The sequence below is a fragment of the Nocardia sp. 348MFTsu5.1 genome (assembly GCF_000383535.1).
Lineage (GTDB): Bacteria > Actinomycetota > Actinomycetes > Mycobacteriales > Mycobacteriaceae > Williamsia > Williamsia faeni.
Map to the genome: position 1 here is coordinate 181,119 of NZ_KB911509.1, position 16,087 is coordinate 197,205.

A 16,087-nucleotide genomic window follows, 5' to 3' on the forward strand; every position below is an offset into this window, starting at 1 on the left:
TCAGACCGGATAGGTCACACCGGTGAGCTTCTCTGATGCCGTCCACAGCTGCGCCGCAAGCTCGACGTCTTTGGACAGCCCGGTCGATGGCGATTCCCCCACCGGCCCGCGCATCCCCATCAACCGGGTCGGACCCCAGTAAACCCGCGGGTCGGCATCAGCTTCTGTCGCGGCGAAGATCGTCGACTGCGCAGCCTTGCGTGGATGATGCCCAACCAATCTCGTCGCCGGTCTGGCCAGCTTGTCGATGAAAGTCTCTGTGTGAGAGAACAGTTCGGTCGACGAGACGCCGGGGTGTACCGCATACGAACGCTTCTTCGACCCGGCCGCCTGCAACCGCCGCTGCAGTTCGCGGGCGAACATCAGATTGGCGAGCTTCGACTGGCCGTAGGCGACGGCGCGGACGTATCGCCGATTCTCATAGTTGAGGTCGTCGATGTGCAGCGTCGGCGTCTGCCGGTGCGCGAGGCTCGCGACCGTGACCACGCGGTCTGCCACCTTGTCCAGCAGCAGCCCGGTGAGAGCGAAATGGCCGAGATGATTGACGCCGAACTGGGTTTCGAACCCGTCCACCGTCAGCCGGAACGGAGTGTTCATCACCCCGGCGTTGTTGATCAGAACATCGCACGGACCGACCTGATCGGCAAAGGCCCGAACGGAAGACAGATCTCCGAGATCAAGGTGAGCGACCTCGAGATCGCCGTCGATCCGGGTGGCGAGGCGACCGGCCTTTGAGGTGTCGCGGCAGGCCATGACCACTGTTGCACCTCTGCCGGCGAGCGCGCTGGTGATGTATTCACCCAACCCGCCGTTGGCACCGGTGACAACAAACGTTCGGCCGGTCTGATCAGGTATGTCGTCGAGCGTCCACCCCATCAGTGCTAGAGCTTCGGATCGACGGAGTAGGTCACGCCGGTCAGCGATTCGGAGAGTTCCCAGAGCCCGGCGGCGACCAGTTCGTCGCGTGATCGTTTGTTGCCCGTGGCCGGCCCCGGTGCCCCGCGCATCCCACCGAGTTTGGTCGGACCGTAGAAGCCGCCGGATCGGGCATGATCCGAGGTCGCGGCGTACAGGCTGGGCAGCGCGCCGTCGGCAGCCGATTGGGCCATGAGGTTCCCCAGACCCATCAGGCGGTCCCACACCGATTCTGTGTGTGACTGCAGTTCGGTGGCCGCGTATCCGGGATGGGCCGCCATCGATTTCACGGTCGACCCGGCCGCACCCAACCGTCGCGCGAGTTCGTAGGAGAACTGCAGATTGGCCAGTTTCGACTGACCATATGCGGGCCATCGGGAGTACGAGCGTTGCCGATAATTCGGGTCCTCGAGGTCGATCTTGCCGATCTTGTGCATCGTCGATGACAAGGTGACCACCCGGTCGGCGATCTTGGGAAGGAGCAGACCGGTGAGTGCAAAGTGCCCGAAGTGGTTGGTGCCGATCTGTTTTTCGAAGCCGTCGACCGTGCGCCCCTGCGGGATTGCCATGACACCCGCGTTGTTGATCAGGACGTCGATGGGACCGGTCCGCTCGGCGCAGGCGCGAACGGAACTCAGATCGGCGAGGTCGAGCTCGGTGATGCTGGCATTGGAGCCGATCCGGGCCGCGACGGGCTCCGCTTTTGCAACTGTTCGGCAGGCCAGGATCACGTTCGCGCCGGCGGAACCCAGTGCCAGTGCGGTTTGTTCACCGAGTCCGCTGTTGGCTCCGGTGATCAGGAACGTGCGACCGCTCTGATCTCCGATATCCGCCGTGGTCCATGTCATCGTCTCTACCTAACCCCTCGTCGTTCGAGCATCGATGTGTTGCTATCTCCGGTCACGCATTCCGAACAGCGACCGGGTTCCGTCCCCGACAACACCGGACATGGTTGTCGGCACCTTGAATGCGGTGCCGATCAACGACTTCAGGCTACGGCTCCCCTGCTCGCGATCCAGGGGAATCGTGTAAAGCTTCGTCGGCACCGCACGCCCCCGCAACACCAGCGTCCCGATCGAGTCCCAGTAACCGTGCTCGTCGTCCGAGGCATCGATCGCCGAACCACTCGCCAAGACGTGTGCACGAACCGATTTCGCCGCCTCGGACAACCGCGCCGCCTCGTTGACCGTATCTCCGATCACCGTGTACTCGTAGCGCATCACCGCCCCGATGTTGCCGGCGAACACCGTGCCGGCCGACACCCCGATCGAAAAATGGAGTGGTCGAAGCACTTCGAGTTCGGCATACAGCTCACGGGCTGCGGCCAGCGCGGAACCCGCCGGGTCGGACACCGCAGTCGGCGCACCGAAGATGGCCAGGGCGGCGTCACCCTCGAACTTGTTGATGAAACCGCTGTGCCGGTCCACGACCTCGGCGACGATCGCGAAGAAGCTGTTGAGCAGGGTCGCGACCGTTTCGGGCGCTTCCTGTTCCGCGAGCTTCGTCGACCCCTGGACATCGACGAAGATCACTCCGACAAACGTGTTCTCGCCGTGGAAGCCCGCGCCCTGTTCCAGCGCCAGCTTCGCGACTCCGTCACCGACGTGCCGTTGGAACAGCTCTCTGATCTGCTCACGCTCCGCCAGCCCGGACACCATGTCGTTGAAACCCTGTTGCACGATTCCCAGTTCGGAGGAGTCGTAGACCTCGAGTATCGGGTGCGACTGGCCCGCTCTCACCCGCTCCATCCCGTTGCGGATCTCACCGAGCGGATCGGTGATCGACCGGGACACCAGCACGGTCCCACGGACGCCACCGATCAGAGCAAAGGAGGCGAGCACCACCGTCGGTACGTCGATGACGTAATGGCTCGCGGGTAGCCAGTCCGAGAGCCGGCCGACGTTGATGGCGATGATGCCGGCCAACGGGACGGCGCAAAAGACGGTCCAGACCGCGATCAGACGTTCGCGGACGCCCAGGATGGACCGGCCGAGGACACCGTCGCGCAAGGCGATCGCCACCAGTGGCCGCGACACCCGTTCGACAAGAAGATAGGTGAGGCAGGCGGCCGATACGGCAGCCATCAGGAGCGCCGACCCGAAAACGACGAACTCGACAGCGGTGCCGTCGAGCCCGAACGGAATGTAGATCAACGCACCGATACCCCACGTGAGCAGCACACAACCGGCCTGCTGCAACGGCATCATCTGAATCGATCTGCGCCGATCCGGGGATGCCGGCACGGTTTTCACAAACCAGGTGAGCTGTGGATACATCACGGCGGTGGCGACCAACGATCCGACCAGCACTCCGATGCCCGCCGAGCAGATCATGACCGGAATGTCGGCCCCGTCGATCATGCCCCTGATGCTCAGCTCACCACCGGTCATCACCAATTGGATCATGATCACGGTTTCGACTGTTGCGACAAGATTCCTGACCGTGATGCCGATCCCCGCCAGGATTACCAAGCGGTTGGCGACCTGCCGACGGCTGACCGGACCATCCAGACTCGGATCGGGCACATCGACGTAGTGATTCAGCCAGCTGTCGATACTGCGAATCCGCCGGAAGGCGTCGGCGAGCCGGGAACGTCGGCCGGCCGGATGCGCCGTCAAAGTCCACCTACTCTCACCGCAGATCACCGGACCACTGGGTGCGCCCAGATCTCGATCGAAGTTATGGGCCACTATACGATTTCCCGGCCCGGCCCCGGCTCACTGCGCGGCGGGGTCGACGGCGACCGAACGCAAAGCGGCGGTCGCACATCCGGGATCTTCCGGGTTGTGCGACCGCCGCGTGAACCTGATCAGGGTCGAGGGGTCAACCGATCAGGCAGACTTGCCGGCCTCGATCTCGAGGGTGATGGTGATCTTGTCGCCGACAACGCTGCCACCGGTCTCCAGCGGCATGTCGAGGCTGATGCCGAAGTCCTTGCGGTTGATGACAACCGAAGCCTCGAAACCTGCGACCGGGCCGTTGCCCATGCCGGGGTTGACACCGTTGAACTCGAGCTTGAGGGTGATCGGGCGGGTCACGCCGTGGAGGCTGAAGTCACCGTCGACCAGGTAGTCATCGCCGTCAGCCTTGACCGAGGTCGAGGTGAACGTCGCGGTCGGGTACTTCTCGACCTCGAAAAAGTCTGCCGAGCGGATGTGGCCGTCACGGCCTTCGTTGCCGGTGTTGATGGAGGCGACATCGATCTCGGCGGTGACCGACGGGACGCCGTTCTCGTCGACCGTGATGGCTCCCGAGAAGGTTTCGAAGTTTCCACGAACCTTGCTCACCATCAGGTGGCGAACCGAGAAGGCAACGGCCGAGTGCGTCGCGTCGATGGTCCAGGTGCCGGTTTCCAGATCGGTGGTGGTGATGGTGGCAGTCATGTGATGCTCCTTGAAAAGTGGTTGGTCGGGGCTACATCAGGTGTAACCGGACCCCGGTCCGATTTCATTCCCCGGTGATGGCCCTAAATCGCGCAATATGACCTGACCTGGGACAACGCGAATCAAATGTGACCGGACACACATCACGACAGTCTTTCCAGCAGCAGCAACAGCTCGTGAAGGTCCGCGAGCGTCCGTCCCGGCACGAAGGCATCGCAGTAAGGCAGCGCCGCGGCCATCGAACCGGCCGTCGGCTCGTAGCCCGGCTCTCCGGCCCGGGGATTGATCCAGACCACCCGCCAGGCGCGGCGGGAGATCCTCGCCATCGCACGCTCGACAACCTCCGGCTCGTCGCTGTCCCATCCGTCCGAGGCGATCACCACCAGCGAGCCCCTGAGCGAATGCCCCGCCGGCGACCCGACGAGTTCGGCCAGGCTGTGGCCGACGCGGGTTCCCCCGAACCGGTCGGCGACCTTGTCATTCGCCTTCGCAACCGCCGCTTCCGGCGATCGCCCCGCGAGGATCGCCGTCAGTTTCGTCAACGACGTCGAAAATGCGAACACCTCCGGCCGGATCATCGAGCGCCGGTCGACCGCAGCCCGCATCAGATGCAGGTATGTCGTTGTGTACGGCTGCATGGACCCGCTGACATCACAGATGAAGACCACCCGGCGCCGGCGCCGGCGCGGCCGGCGGCGGATCAGGACCGCGGCCTCGAAGCCGGTTCGGCGCGAACGGTTCATCGTCGCCCGGAAGTCGACGACCGGTCCGCGACGGCCGTACTCGTGGCGCCGGGATGTCCGGCGGGGCCAGCGTGCCACCGCATGTTCGAGCCACGCACCCAGCGTCCGCAAGTCGTCGGTGTCAAAGGATTCGAACGGCTCGTCGGCCCTCGCCACGAGCCGGCTCGGCAACAGGTCCGGTAGTGACGCCCCGTCCGAAGTCGGCTCCACCGCACCGACGGCCGTCCGTCTCGTGGCCCAGGGCAGACCGCCGGTCTCGCTGTCCGGCGGTCCCGGGCGGGCCCCATCCGGATCCGGAATCGATGGCCCCGCACCTGGTACCGAGTCCGCTCTGCCCGGCGGATCGAGCCCCAGGACCGAATCGGTGAACACCGCATCGAAGACCGCGTCGAACGACGCCAGGTCCTCGGCCCGGTCGACAAGGGTCAGACGGGCAGCCCAGTAGAGCTCGGATCTGGTGCGGGGCGCCAGTTGACGCATGGCCTCCACGAACTTGGTCGGTCCACTGGCCGACACCCCGACCCCGCCGCGACGCAGGTGGGCGTCCAGCGCAACGGCAAACGCAGCGAGATCCACGCCGCGCAGCACCGCGGCAGCTCTCCCCGCCGCAACGCTCACGTCCGGTTTCTCCTTCTCACGCGGTGCTCAGACCGCCGGCGAACTCCGTGAACGCCTCGTGGACGACGATCCGGTCATCAGGGGTCTTGGCCAGCGCACTGAGTCCCGCCGACGCCTCGTCGGCGACCAGATCGGCGACTCCCAGGGCAACCAGCGCCGCCAGCCAGTCGATCGTCTCCGAGATCCCCGGCGGCTTGTCGAGGTCGAGTCCGCGCGCCTGCGACACGAACCGGGTTGCCTGATCGATCAATGCCGCAGTGGCACCAGGTACGGTCCGGCGAACGATCGCCACCGCCCGGGCCGGCTCGGGAAAGTCGATCCAGTGGTACAGGCAGCGGCGACGAAGGGCATCGTGGAGGTCGCGGCTGCGGTTGGAGGTCAGCACCACGATGGGCGGAGTCTGGGCGACGAACGTGCCCAGCTCGGGAACCGTGACGGCCGCCTCGCCGAGGAACTCCAACAGCAGGGCTTCGAATTCATCATCGGCACGGTCTATTTCGTCGATCAGCAGCACCGGAGGTATCTCACCGCGGTACCTGACACAGTGCAGGATCGGACGGTCGATCAAGAAGTCGTCGGTGAACAGGTCTGCTTCGGAGATGTCGGTCCCGCGCGATTCGGCGAGCCTGATACTCAGCAACTGCCGCTGATAATTCCAGTCGTACAGGGCCTCGTTGGCGGTCAGCCCTTCATAGCACTGCAATCGCACCAGCGGCGCCCCGAGTACCGCTGCCAAAGTCTTTGCTGCGGTTGTCTTGCCGACTCCCGGTTCACCTTCGAGCAGCAACGGCCTGCCCAGCGTCGTGGCCAGATAGAACGCTGTCGCGCTGCCGACGTCAAGCAGGTGGTCGTGTTCATCGAACCGGCGGACCACATCGGCGACATCGGTGAATGCCTCGATCATGTCGGTGCTGCAGACAACAGATCGAGGTAGTCGTCCCAGGTGTCGACATCCGGTGGGACCGCGGTGTCGACCTCCAGCGTCGCGGTACCGAAACGCCCGGAGGCGATGAGTTTCCACAGGCCCTTGTCGCCCCGCAACCGGATAACGGCCGGAAACACGCTGCGGTCCAGCCAGAATGGATGCCCGGCATGTCCTCGATATCGGGTCACCACGATCTGCGCTGATGTACCTTCACCGTCTTCCGCCTGCGTCAACAGGCGCCGGACCGTTGATGTCGCGATCCCGGGTTGATCACCGAGAAAAAGAACCAGGCCACCCGCACGCCGGTCCACCGCGGCGACCGCCGATCGCAGCGACGATCCACAGCCGGAACCACTGTCCTCGACCTCGATCGCATCGAGACCGGCGAGATCGACTTGGTCGCGCACCGCCTCGGCATCCTTGCCGAGTGTCATGACGATCTGATCGAACCCACAACTGCGGACCATGTCGAGCGTTGCCCCGAGAAGCGTTGTCTCCCGGTATGGCAGAAGCTGTTTCGGCACGCCGAGTCTGCGGGAGTCACCGGCGGCGAGTACCACCGCCGATCGATGACCGACTGTCATGGGGATCCGATCGCCGAAAGATACGCATCTCGACAACCGGTGCAGCAGAACCAGTGATCGACATCGTCCCGCACGGCGTGCACCGTGTCCGGCCCGATGGTCACGGTCATGCCGCAGACCGGATCCACCGCCTCACGTGCGAGGGCGGTGGGCCGGGGCACGGCGACGACGCCTCCCCCGCGGATGGCCGCGATGAGTTCGGCGACGATCGACACGGCGATCTCCGCCGAGGTCTTCGCACCGATGTCGAGGCCGACCGGCGTATGGATCCGGAGTCGCTCGGCCGTGGTGGGCGCGACCTCCGAGAGCACCGATGCCCCGCGAACCCGGCTGGCCACCAACCCGATATAGCCCACGCCGGCGTTCAGGGCCGAACGGATCATCGCTGCCTCGGCGCCGCCATGACTCGCGATCACCACCGCGGTGGTATCGGTCAGCGCGTCGTCGGAATCACTCTGTTCGACCTCGAAGCCGACCAGTTCACACATCTGCGACAGCGCTTGGGCGATCGGAGCCGACCCACAGATCCGCACCAGCGGACTCGGGATCTGCGGTTCGAGGAAGATCTCGAGGGCACCACCGGACAGGCAGGGATTCACCACCACCGAGGCCCCTGCCGCCTCCGGGAAATGCAGATCACCATCGGGCAGCACCCGCAACAAGACGCTCTCACCACCTTGCAGCGCCCCGAGTGCGGCGCGGCGTACCGAGTTCTGCGCACATTGCCCTCCGACGAATCCTTCGATTGTGCCATCGGACAACAGGATTGCCTCGTCACCGGCGTGCGCCGAGGTCGGCTGCTGGGCCCGAACCACGGTTGCGTGCACAAACGGAGTACGCCGGGACATCAACTGTTTGACGCGTTCACCCACCGTGATCGATGTGGTCATGGTCTTCTCCATTCAGATCGGCGGGGTCGCCCGGCCCTGCATGGCCTCCCAGACGCGGGACGGCGTCAGGGGCATGTCGGCGTGCCGAACCCCGTACGGCGCAAGCGCATCGACGACCGCGTTGACCACTGCCGGCGGCGATCCGACCGTGGCGGACTCGCCGATACCCTTCGCGCCGATGGGATGATGCGGCGACGGTGTCACCGTGAACCCGGTCTCCAGATGTGGAACCTCCAAGGACGTCGGGATCAGATAGTCCATCAGCGAGCCACCGAGGCAATTCCCGCTCTCGTCGAATTCGATGATCTCCATCAGCGCCATCCCGATGCCGTCGGCGATACCACCGTGCACCTGACCTTCGATGATCATCGGATTGATCCGGGTGCCACAATCATCCACGGCCAGGAACCGGCGCACCTTCACCTGCGCGGTACCGGGATCGATGTCGACAACACAGAAGTACGCGCCGTAGGGATAGGTGAGATTCTCCGGGTTGTAACAGATTTGGGCATCCAGACCGCCCTCGATCCCCTCGGGTAGGTCACCGGCGCCGTGGGCCCGCATCGCGATCTGGGAGATCGTCACCGAAGCGGACGGATCACCTTTGACGTGGAACGACCCCTTCTCCCACTCCAGGTCGGCCACCGACGCTTCGAGCATGCCGGAGGCGATGATCTTCGCCTTGTCGCGGACCTTGCGAGCCACCAGGGCCGCAGCCGCACCGGACACCGGCGTGGACCGGCTGCCGTAGGTTCCGAGACCGAACGGGGTCTGGTCGGTATCGCCGTGCACCACGTCGATGTCGTCCGGCGGGATACCCAGCTCTTCCGCGACGATCTGGGCGAACGTTGTCTCGTGACCCTGCCCCTGGCTCTGTACCGACAGTCGGACAACGGCTTTGCCCGTGGGGTGGACCCGCAGCTCGCAGCCGTCTGCCATACCCAGACCGAGAATGTCCATGTCCTTGCGCGGACCGGCCCCGACCGCTTCGGTGAAGAACGACATCCCGATACCCATCAGCTCTCCGCGGGCTCGCTTTTCTTTTTGTTCCTTCCGCAGCTCGTCGTAGCCGATCATCTCCATCGCCAACCGCATCGTCTTCTCGTAGTCACCCGAGTCGTACAGCCATCCGGTTTTGCTCTTGTACGGAAACTGTTCGGGGCGAAGGAGATTCTGCAGCCGAAGCTGTGCGGGATCGATCTTCAGTTCCTGCGCCAGGCAATCGACCAGGCGCTCGACGAAATACACGGCCTCGGTGATCCGGAACGAGCAGGCATAGGCGACACCACCGGGTGCCTTGTTGGTGTAGACGGCATTCATCTTCGCGTAGGCGGCCTCGATGTCGTAGCTACCGGTGAACACCCCGAAGAATCCGGCCGGATACTTCACCGGAGCAGCCGTGCCATTGAAGGCACCGTGGTCGGCCAGCACGTTCGACCGGATCGCGAGGATCTTTCCCTCGCGGGTCGCGGCGATCTCGCCCACCATGATGTAGTCGCGGGCAAAGCCTGTGCTGGTGAGGTTTTCGCTGCGGTCCTCCATCCACTTGACCGGCTTGCCCAGTACCAGCGACGCCACGATCGCGCAGACGTAGCCCGGGTAGATCGGGACCTTGTTGCCGAATCCGCCACCGATGTCGGGCGAGATGACCCGGATCTTGTGTTCGGGCAGCCCGGCCACCAACGCGTAGAGCGTTCGGTGTGCGTGCGGTGCCTGGCTCGTCGACCACAGCGTCAACTTGCCCGACACCGGATCCAGATCGGCGACCGCCCCGCAGGTCTCCATCGGTGCGGGATGCACTCGCGGATAGACCATCTCCTGCTTCACCACCACCTCGGCGCGCGCGAACACCGCCTCCGTCGCGGCGGCATCGCCTGTCTCCCAGTCGAAGCAGTGATTGTCGGTCTTGCCTTCCAGATCGGTGCGGATGACAGGGGCATCGTCGGCGAGCGCCCGGCGCGCGTCGACGACGGGGTCGAGGATCTCGTAGTCGACGTCGATCAGTTCCAGTGCGTCGCGCGCCGAATACCGGTCCTCGGCGACAACAAATGCCACCTCCTGTCCCTGGAACCTGACCTTGTCGGTGGCGAGAACCGCCTGCACGTCGTTCGACAGGGTCGGCATCCAGGCCAGACCCTTCTCGGCCAGATCGGCACCGGTGACCACCGCCTTGACCTTCGGATGAGCCTGCGCGGCAGTGGTGTCGATGCTGACAATGCGTCCGTGCGCCACCGGCGACCGCAGAATCGCCAGATGCAGCATTCCGGGCAGGGTGACGTCGTCGACATAGTTGCCGCGACCCCGGATGAACCGGGGGTCTTCTTTGCGCAGCATCTTGCCGTGCCCGCAGGGCTTGTGGTCGTTGTCGACCGTGTCCTCGGGTCGTGTGTGCACCGTGGTCATGACGAACTCCCGATGGGTTCAGTTGCCGCATCAGCCCCGTGCTCGGCCGCCCATCGAATCGATCGCACGATGGTGGTGTAGCCGGTGCAGCGGCAGATCTGGCCCGAGATCGCTTCCCGGATGGTGTCCTCGTCGGGGTCCGGATTCCGGTCGAGCAACGCTCGGGCGGTGATCATCATCCCGGGTGTGCAGAACCCGCATTGCAGGCCGTGGCACTGCATGAAACCTTCTTGCACAGGATCGAGCTTGCCGTCGACCTCGAGGCCTTCGACCGTGCGCACCGAGCGGCCGTCGGCCATGACCGCCAGCATCGTGCACGATTTCACCGGTTCCCCATCGACCTCCACCACGCAGGTGCCACAGTTGCTGGTGTCGCATCCCCAGTGGGTTCCGGTGAGCCGCAAGTGATCCCGGAGGAAGTGGACCAGCAGCAGCCGTGGCTCGACGTCGGCCTCGACGGCCTCGCCATTGACAGTCAGATTCACCTGCATGATCAGTTCCCTTCCGGGGTCGGCGCGGCCATCACGCGTTCGACGGACTTGCGGAGTGTGCGAATGGTCAGCTCGGAGGCGAGATGCCTTTTGTAGGCGGCGGTTCCACGACTGTCGGTCAACGGCGAACATGCCGCCGACGCGAGACGGCCGGCCTCGGCGTACAGCTCTTCGCTCGGCGAGTTGCCGATGAGCCCGGCAGCAACCTCAGCAAGGCCCGCCTCATCCGGATTGACCGCGGTCAGTCCGACCCGGGCCGCCGCGATCACGCCACCCTCGAGGGTGACACACGACCCCGCGGCGGTGGCAGCCCAATCACCCACTCGCCGTTCGACTTTCGCATAAGCACTCGATGTTCCGAGCCGGATGGGGATCCTGACCTCGATCAGCAGCTCATTGGGCGCCATCGCGGTCTCATAGGGACCCACCAAGAAGTCGTCCATCGAGATCTCCCGGTCACCGCCGGGTCCCCGTACCTGGCATGTCGCCCCGAGTACGGTGCACACCGTGGTCAGGTCTTCGGCCGGGTCGGCCTGGCAGAGCGAGCCGCCGACGGTGCCCCGGTTCCGGACCACCGGGTCTGCGATCACCCGTTCGGCGTCCCGGAAGATCGGGCAGACCGCTGCCAGGTCGTCCGATTCGAGAGCCTGACGATGGCGGACCATCGCCCCGATGCGGACCAGCGTCGGGTCACAGATGACGTACCCCAACTCGGCGGCAAGATCGTTGATGTCGATCAGATACTCGGGATTGGCCAGGCGCAGTTTCATCATCGGGAGCAGGCTGTGCCCGCCGGCGACCACACGCGCCTCCTCCCCGAGCCGGTCGAGCAGTCCGATGGCGTCTGCGACGCCCGTTGCGCGTTCGTACTCAAAGGGTCCTGGAACTTGCATGTGACCTACCTCACACTGGTGGAGGTGATCACAGTGACCCCACCTGGCACCAGGGTCAAGACCGAATTAAGGGATCACTTAATTCGCTGTCGGCGCCGGGCTCTCGACAACAGGAGATTCCTGCTCATGGTGGATTCGGCCGCCGGTTTCGCTCAGTGGCCGGCCGCCGCCGCCCCAGCGGCGCGCGATGATCTCGGCCGCGATCGACACCGCGGTCTCCTCCGGGGTCCGAGCACCGAGATCGAGGCCGATCGGACTCGCCAGCCGTGAGATCTGGGCGTCGGTCAAACCCACGGCTCGCAGCCGCTCGACCCGGTCGTCATGTGTGCGTCGCGACCCCATCGCACCGACATAACCCACCTCGGGCATCGTCAGTGCGACCTCGAGCAACGGGACGTCGAACTTCGGGTCGTGGGTCAGGACGCAGATGATCGTGCGGCCGTCGAGCGCACCCGCCTCCACCTGCGCAGCCAGGTAGCGATGCGGCCATTCGACAACCACCTCGTCGGCGGTGGGAAACCGCGCCGACGTGGCGAAGACCGGACGCGCATCGCAAACCGTCACGCGGTAGCCGAGAAACGATCCCTGCTGGGCAACCGCAGCGGCGAAATCGATGGCCCCGAACACCAGCATTCGCGGGCGCGGGGCATGACTGGACACGAATACCGTCATCCCTTCACCGCGCCGCTGTCCGTCGGGACCGTAGTGCAGGACCTCGGTGCGCCCGGCTGCGAGAAGCCCGCGCGCATCGTCGACCACGGCGTCGTCCATGCGGTCCGAGCCCAGTTGCCCGGCGACCGTTGCCGGCCGGACCACGAGCCGTCGTCCCACCCACTCGGAATCCGGGTGTTCGATGACCGTCGCGATCGCGACGGGTTGATGATTGGCGATGTCGTCGGCGATCTCGCCGAGCTCGGGAAAAGTCTCCTGCGAGATCGCCTCGACGAACACATCCAGAATCCCGCCGCATGTCAGGCCCACCGCGAACGCGTCGTCGTCCGAGACGCCGTAGCGTTCCAACATCGGCTGACCACTTTGTGCGGCCTCGCCGGCCAGATCGTAGACCGCGCCCTCCACACATCCGCCCGAGACCGAACCGCTGACCGTACCGTCAGGCGCGACCACCATCAACGCCCCGGCGGGCCTCGGCGCGGACCGAAACGTCCGTACGACCGTGCCGACTCCGGCCGTTCCTCCGGAACGCCAGATGCGCATCAGATCGGCAAGCACGTCCTGCATTCTCAAATTCCTCCATGCGACCCGCGTTCCGTTGTGGCCGCGGCCCTTTGTGTTTGGCCCTTCGCGAATCGACGTTTCGGGCCTGACCTCCAACGTAGGCTCGGAACGTGACACCCGCTCAGCTTCGAGCCTATTCCGCCGTGGTGCGGCACGGTTCTGTGCATGGCGCGGCGCAAGAGCTGAACATGTCCGACGCCGGGGTGTCCACTCACGTCGCGCAACTCCGTAAGGAGTTCAACGACCCACTGTTCACTCCGACCGCAAGCGGATTGGCGTTCACGCCCGGTGGGCTTCGCCTGGCCAGTCGGGCCACCGAGATCCTCGGTCTGCAACAGCAGACCGTGATCGAGGTCGGAGAGGCCGCACGCGGTCGTCGCCGGCTCAACATCGCGGCGTCGAGCTCATTCGCCGAGCACGCGGCCCCGGGCCTCATCGAGCTGTTCGCCGCCCGCGCCAACGATCTCTCGGTCGAGCTGAGCGTGCATCCGACCAGTGAGTTCAAGAACCTCGTCGAATCCCGGGCCGTCGACGTCGCACTGGGCCCACAGGCAGCATCGCCGACCGGCACCATCGCGGTGCGACCATTCCTCAACTACCAACTCATCACGGTCGCGGCGCCGAACAATCCACTCGCATCGGGCTTGCCCACACCGGCACTGCTGCAGGAACAGCAGTGGCTGCTCGGGCCCAGCGCCGGAAGCTCCACCGGCGCGGAGGCAAAGATGTTGCGAGACATCGGAATCGCAGAATCTTCGCAGCGGATATTTCAGAGTGATGCCGCCGCACTCGAGGAGGTCCACCGTTCCGCCGGGGTGACTCTGAGCATCGGCTTTGCGGTCGCCGCCGATCTGGCCGCGGGACGCCTTGTCCAGATCAAGGCACCCGGACTGCAGATTGCAAGCCAATGGTGCGCGTCGACGCTGCCTCCTGCGGCCCGCCAACCCGCGGTCTCCGAACTGTTGAGGTTCATCACCACACCCCGGTGCACGCAGGCGATGATCCGCGGCTCCGGCGTGGGGGTCACCCGGTTTCGGCCAAAAGTACATGTGACGCTGTGGAGCTAGGCAAGAAAATCTGTTGGCGGACCACGGCGGCCGCTGCTACTTTTCTTGAAGGCCGTACGAGACGTGGAGGTGATACCCGTGAACGCAATATCGACATGGGTGCTCCACTCCGGGGCCATGGTCGGGCGATAGGTCGTCCGGGAGCGCCGCTTCACTGCAATCCCGAAAGGCACGACCATGCAATTCACCACGCAGCAGCGCCTCGATGACGGCGTCCTCGAACGCGAATTCACCCTCGGCGAGATCCCCGCATTCTGTGGACGCCCGGGTCAGCATCCGCACCGGTACCACTGATCCTGCTCGGCCATCCTCCCCTCGGGTTGCGCAAGATGTACCCGCGACTGCAGGCCCGAGCCCAAGACGCCGTGGCAGAGGGTTTCGCCGCGGCCACCATCGAGCTCCCCTGGAGCGGTGAGCGGCCCGGTTCAGCAGCGGCCGAGCAGGCCCGCGCCGACCTTCGCCGAGCGCTGGAGGCCGGCGGACCGGTCGACGACGAGATCGTCGACCGGCTCATCCTCCCGCTGGTCGACAAGGCGGTCCCGGAATGGCGGGCCGCCCTGGACGCACTCCTTGCGCTGCCCGAGATCGGCGGCCCGGTCGGGTTCTCGGGCGGGGTGACCTCCATCGGCGTCCGGCTGGCGGTGGTCGACCCTCGCATTTCGGCAGCCGTTCTGTTCGCGGGGAGTTTCGTGCCCCGCACGATTCTCGAAGAGGCCCGGCGGGTGACCATTCCGCTGCATGTCCTTCTGCAGTGGGACGACGAGGGAAACGACCGGCCGCGGGCACTGGACCTGTTCGACGCCTTCGGCTCCAAAGAGAAGACACTCCAAGCCAATATGGGCGGCCACACCGGCGTCCCGCAGTTCGCGAGCGACGAGGCGAACCGGTTCTTCATCCGGCACCTGAAGTGAGGGGGCCGATCAGGTGACGGCACCGTCACGCACCACCGCCGAGCGTGCCGTTGTTGCCGTTGAGCGTGCCGAAAATAATTGCGCACCAGCAGTTTCGGCACGGTCGGCGGTGATTTCGGCACGGTCGACGGTTGGATCGGCACGCTCGACGGTTCGCGCGGGTGGATGCACACATCCGTCAGAGATGAAGATGCTCTGCAGGTTTCATCATCTGCTGAAGACCTACAGCGACTGGCTCGACGACCAATACCCGGACCCGCGTACTGGACGCCCGAGGTTGATTTTCACCACTCCGGAAGGTCGCAGCTACGACGGACCGGCCTGGACCGGTGGTGATCTGTTCCCGACGTTGAGGTTGACAGTGGTCAGTTGTCAGTGACCCGTGGTCAACTCAGGGCAGGTCGACCTTGGAGGCGAGCCAGCGTCCGTCGATCTTCTCCATCGTCATCAAGACGCGACTGCGGTCGATTCGTGCATCGGGTGTGGCGGTGTTGGTGACAGTCTGGTCGACGAAGAGCATGACCTCGACCTTGGACGTGGTCGCCGACTTGATACCCGAGTCGATGACCTTGCCCTGCGCGTTGGCCTTGTTCTCCACAAGCAGATCACGCAGCTGCCCACTGGACTGCGAGTACATATCCTTGAACTCGCCGGTGGCTCCGTCGAGGACCGCGGCGAAATTCGCATCCAGGTTGTCCGAGCTGACGCTGGTCAATGTCACCGCATACTGCTCGGCGGCGGCACGAGCTTCGTCGGCGGCGGCGTCGATGTCGCGTTCCTCTTTCAACTGCACGCCGAGGATCGCTGCGACAACGATTGCGGCGATGGCAACAACGACCAGTGCGCCCACCGCGATCCGGCGAATCGTCAAGACTCGCCGCCACGAAGCGCGCTTTTTGGTTTCGGCGACCTCGGCAGCGGCGGCGGCCTTTTCTTCGGGCTGTTCCGCCGGGGGCTCTTTCTCCAGCGAAACCTTCTCCGCCTTGGCCTTCGCTTCCTTGGTCTTCTCGACCTTTGGCTCCTCGGCC

General features: G+C 65.0%; 14 protein-coding genes and 1 pseudogene. 2 read left to right on the top strand and 13 right to left on the bottom strand.

Annotated features, from left to right (window positions below; genetic code table 11):
* The 12 genes from H290_RS0100760 to H290_RS27425 all read right to left on the bottom strand — a co-directional run bounded on the left by H290_RS0100760 (position 1) and on the right by H290_RS27425 (position 13,084).
* Positions 1–876, bottom strand: a complete 876-nt coding sequence (locus H290_RS0100760) for an oxidoreductase (protein WP_020104841.1) — start codon at positions 874–876, stop codon at positions 1–3.
* A 5-nt stretch (positions 877–881) separates the two neighbouring features.
* Positions 882–1,763, bottom strand: coding sequence for an oxidoreductase (locus tag H290_RS0100765; protein WP_020104842.1), 882 nt, complete (start codon positions 1,761–1,763; stop codon positions 882–884).
* Positions 1,764–1,805: 42 nt separating this feature from the next.
* Positions 1,806–3,533 (bottom strand): adenylate/guanylate cyclase domain-containing protein, encoded by a 1,728-nt coding sequence (locus H290_RS0100770; RefSeq protein ID WP_155976649.1) that lies wholly within the window; start codon positions 3,531–3,533, stop codon positions 1,806–1,808.
* Positions 3,534–3,746: 213 nt separating this feature from the next.
* Complete coding sequence (locus tag H290_RS0100775) at positions 3,747–4,298, bottom strand: YceI family protein (RefSeq protein ID WP_020104844.1); 552 nt, start codon at positions 4,296–4,298, stop codon at positions 3,747–3,749.
* A gap of 143 nt (positions 4,299–4,441) precedes the next feature.
* Positions 4,442–5,659 carry a VWA domain-containing protein gene (locus H290_RS0100780; protein ID WP_051121830.1) on the bottom strand — a complete coding sequence of 406 codons (1,218 nt, stop codon included), beginning with the start codon at positions 5,657–5,659 and terminating at the stop codon, positions 4,442–4,444.
* Between the two features lie 16 nt (positions 5,660–5,675).
* On the bottom strand, positions 5,676–6,563 hold the full coding sequence (locus H290_RS0100785) for a MoxR family ATPase (protein WP_020104846.1): 888 nt from the start codon (positions 6,561–6,563) through the stop codon (positions 5,676–5,678).
* Positions 6,560–7,168: an NTP transferase domain-containing protein gene (locus H290_RS0100790; RefSeq protein WP_020104847.1), complete on the bottom strand. Its 609-nt coding sequence runs from the start codon at positions 7,166–7,168 to the stop codon at positions 6,560–6,562. Before H290_RS0100790 ends, H290_RS0100785 begins: the two co-directional genes overlap by 4 nt.
* Positions 7,165–8,046, bottom strand: coding sequence for an XdhC family protein (locus tag H290_RS0100795; protein ID WP_028462612.1), 882 nt, complete (start codon positions 8,044–8,046; stop codon positions 7,165–7,167). Before H290_RS0100795 ends, H290_RS0100790 begins: the two co-directional genes overlap by 4 nt.
* Before the next feature lie 24 nt (positions 8,047–8,070).
* Positions 8,071–10,461, bottom strand: coding sequence for an aerobic carbon-monoxide dehydrogenase large subunit (locus H290_RS0100800; protein ID WP_020104849.1), 2,391 nt, complete (start codon positions 10,459–10,461; stop codon positions 8,071–8,073).
* Entirely contained in the window at positions 10,458–10,952 is a 495-nt protein-coding gene (locus H290_RS0100805; protein WP_020104850.1) for a (2Fe-2S)-binding protein, read from the bottom strand. Before H290_RS0100805 ends, H290_RS0100800 begins: the two co-directional genes overlap by 4 nt.
* 2 nt (positions 10,953–10,954) lie before the next feature.
* The gene (locus tag H290_RS0100810) at positions 10,955–11,845 is read right to left on the bottom strand and encodes a xanthine dehydrogenase family protein subunit M (RefSeq protein ID WP_020104851.1); all 891 of its coding nucleotides are present in this window, start codon (positions 11,843–11,845) and stop codon (positions 10,955–10,957) included.
* A gap of 78 nt (positions 11,846–11,923) precedes the next feature.
* Positions 11,924–13,084: an XdhC family protein gene (locus H290_RS27425; RefSeq protein ID WP_020104852.1), complete on the bottom strand. Its 1,161-nt coding sequence runs from the start codon at positions 13,082–13,084 to the stop codon at positions 11,924–11,926.
* A gap of 107 nt (positions 13,085–13,191) precedes the next feature.
* On the opposite strand from H290_RS27425, the gene H290_RS0100820 reads away from it, so the two are divergent.
* A complete protein-coding gene (locus tag H290_RS0100820; protein WP_020104853.1) occupies positions 13,192–14,148 on the top strand; it encodes a LysR family transcriptional regulator in 957 nt (318 codons plus the stop codon).
* Positions 14,149–14,325: 177 nt separating this feature from the next.
* Positions 14,326–15,059 (top strand): annotated as a pseudogene (locus tag H290_RS27430) (alpha/beta hydrolase).
* A 391-nt stretch (positions 15,060–15,450) separates the two neighbouring features.
* Here the strand turns inward: H290_RS27430 and H290_RS27435 are convergent.
* Positions 15,451–16,026, bottom strand: a complete 576-nt coding sequence (locus tag H290_RS27435; protein ID WP_051121849.1) for a hypothetical protein — start codon at positions 16,024–16,026, stop codon at positions 15,451–15,453.
* Positions 16,027–16,087: the final 61 nt, after the last annotated feature.

Bases quoted from the DNA above. Each gene is read 5' to 3' on its own strand.
- H290_RS0100810 (WP_020104851.1), bottom strand. From the start codon at position 11,845: ATGCAAGTTCCAGGACCCTTTGAGTACGAACGCGCAACGGGCGTCGCA.
- H290_RS0100800 (WP_020104849.1), bottom strand. From the start codon at position 10,461: ATGACCACGGTGCACACACGACCCGAGGACACGGTCGACAACGACCAC.
- H290_RS0100785 (WP_020104846.1), bottom strand. From the start codon at position 6,563: ATGATCGAGGCATTCACCGATGTCGCCGATGTGGTCCGCCGGTTCGAT.
- H290_RS0100765 (WP_020104842.1), bottom strand. From the start codon at position 1,763: ATGACATGGACCACGGCGGATATCGGAGATCAGAGCGGTCGCACGTTC.
- H290_RS0100760 (WP_020104841.1), bottom strand. From the start codon at position 876: ATGGGGTGGACGCTCGACGACATACCTGATCAGACCGGCCGAACGTTT.
- H290_RS0100790 (WP_020104847.1), bottom strand. From the start codon at position 7,168: ATGACAGTCGGTCATCGATCGGCGGTGGTACTCGCCGCCGGTGACTCC.
- H290_RS0100805 (WP_020104850.1), bottom strand. From the start codon at position 10,952: ATGCAGGTGAATCTGACTGTCAATGGCGAGGCCGTCGAGGCCGACGTC.
- H290_RS27425 (WP_020104852.1), bottom strand. From the start codon at position 13,084: ATGCAGGACGTGCTTGCCGATCTGATGCGCATCTGGCGTTCCGGAGGA.
- H290_RS0100775 (WP_020104844.1), bottom strand. From the start codon at position 4,298: ATGACTGCCACCATCACCACCACCGATCTGGAAACCGGCACCTGGACC.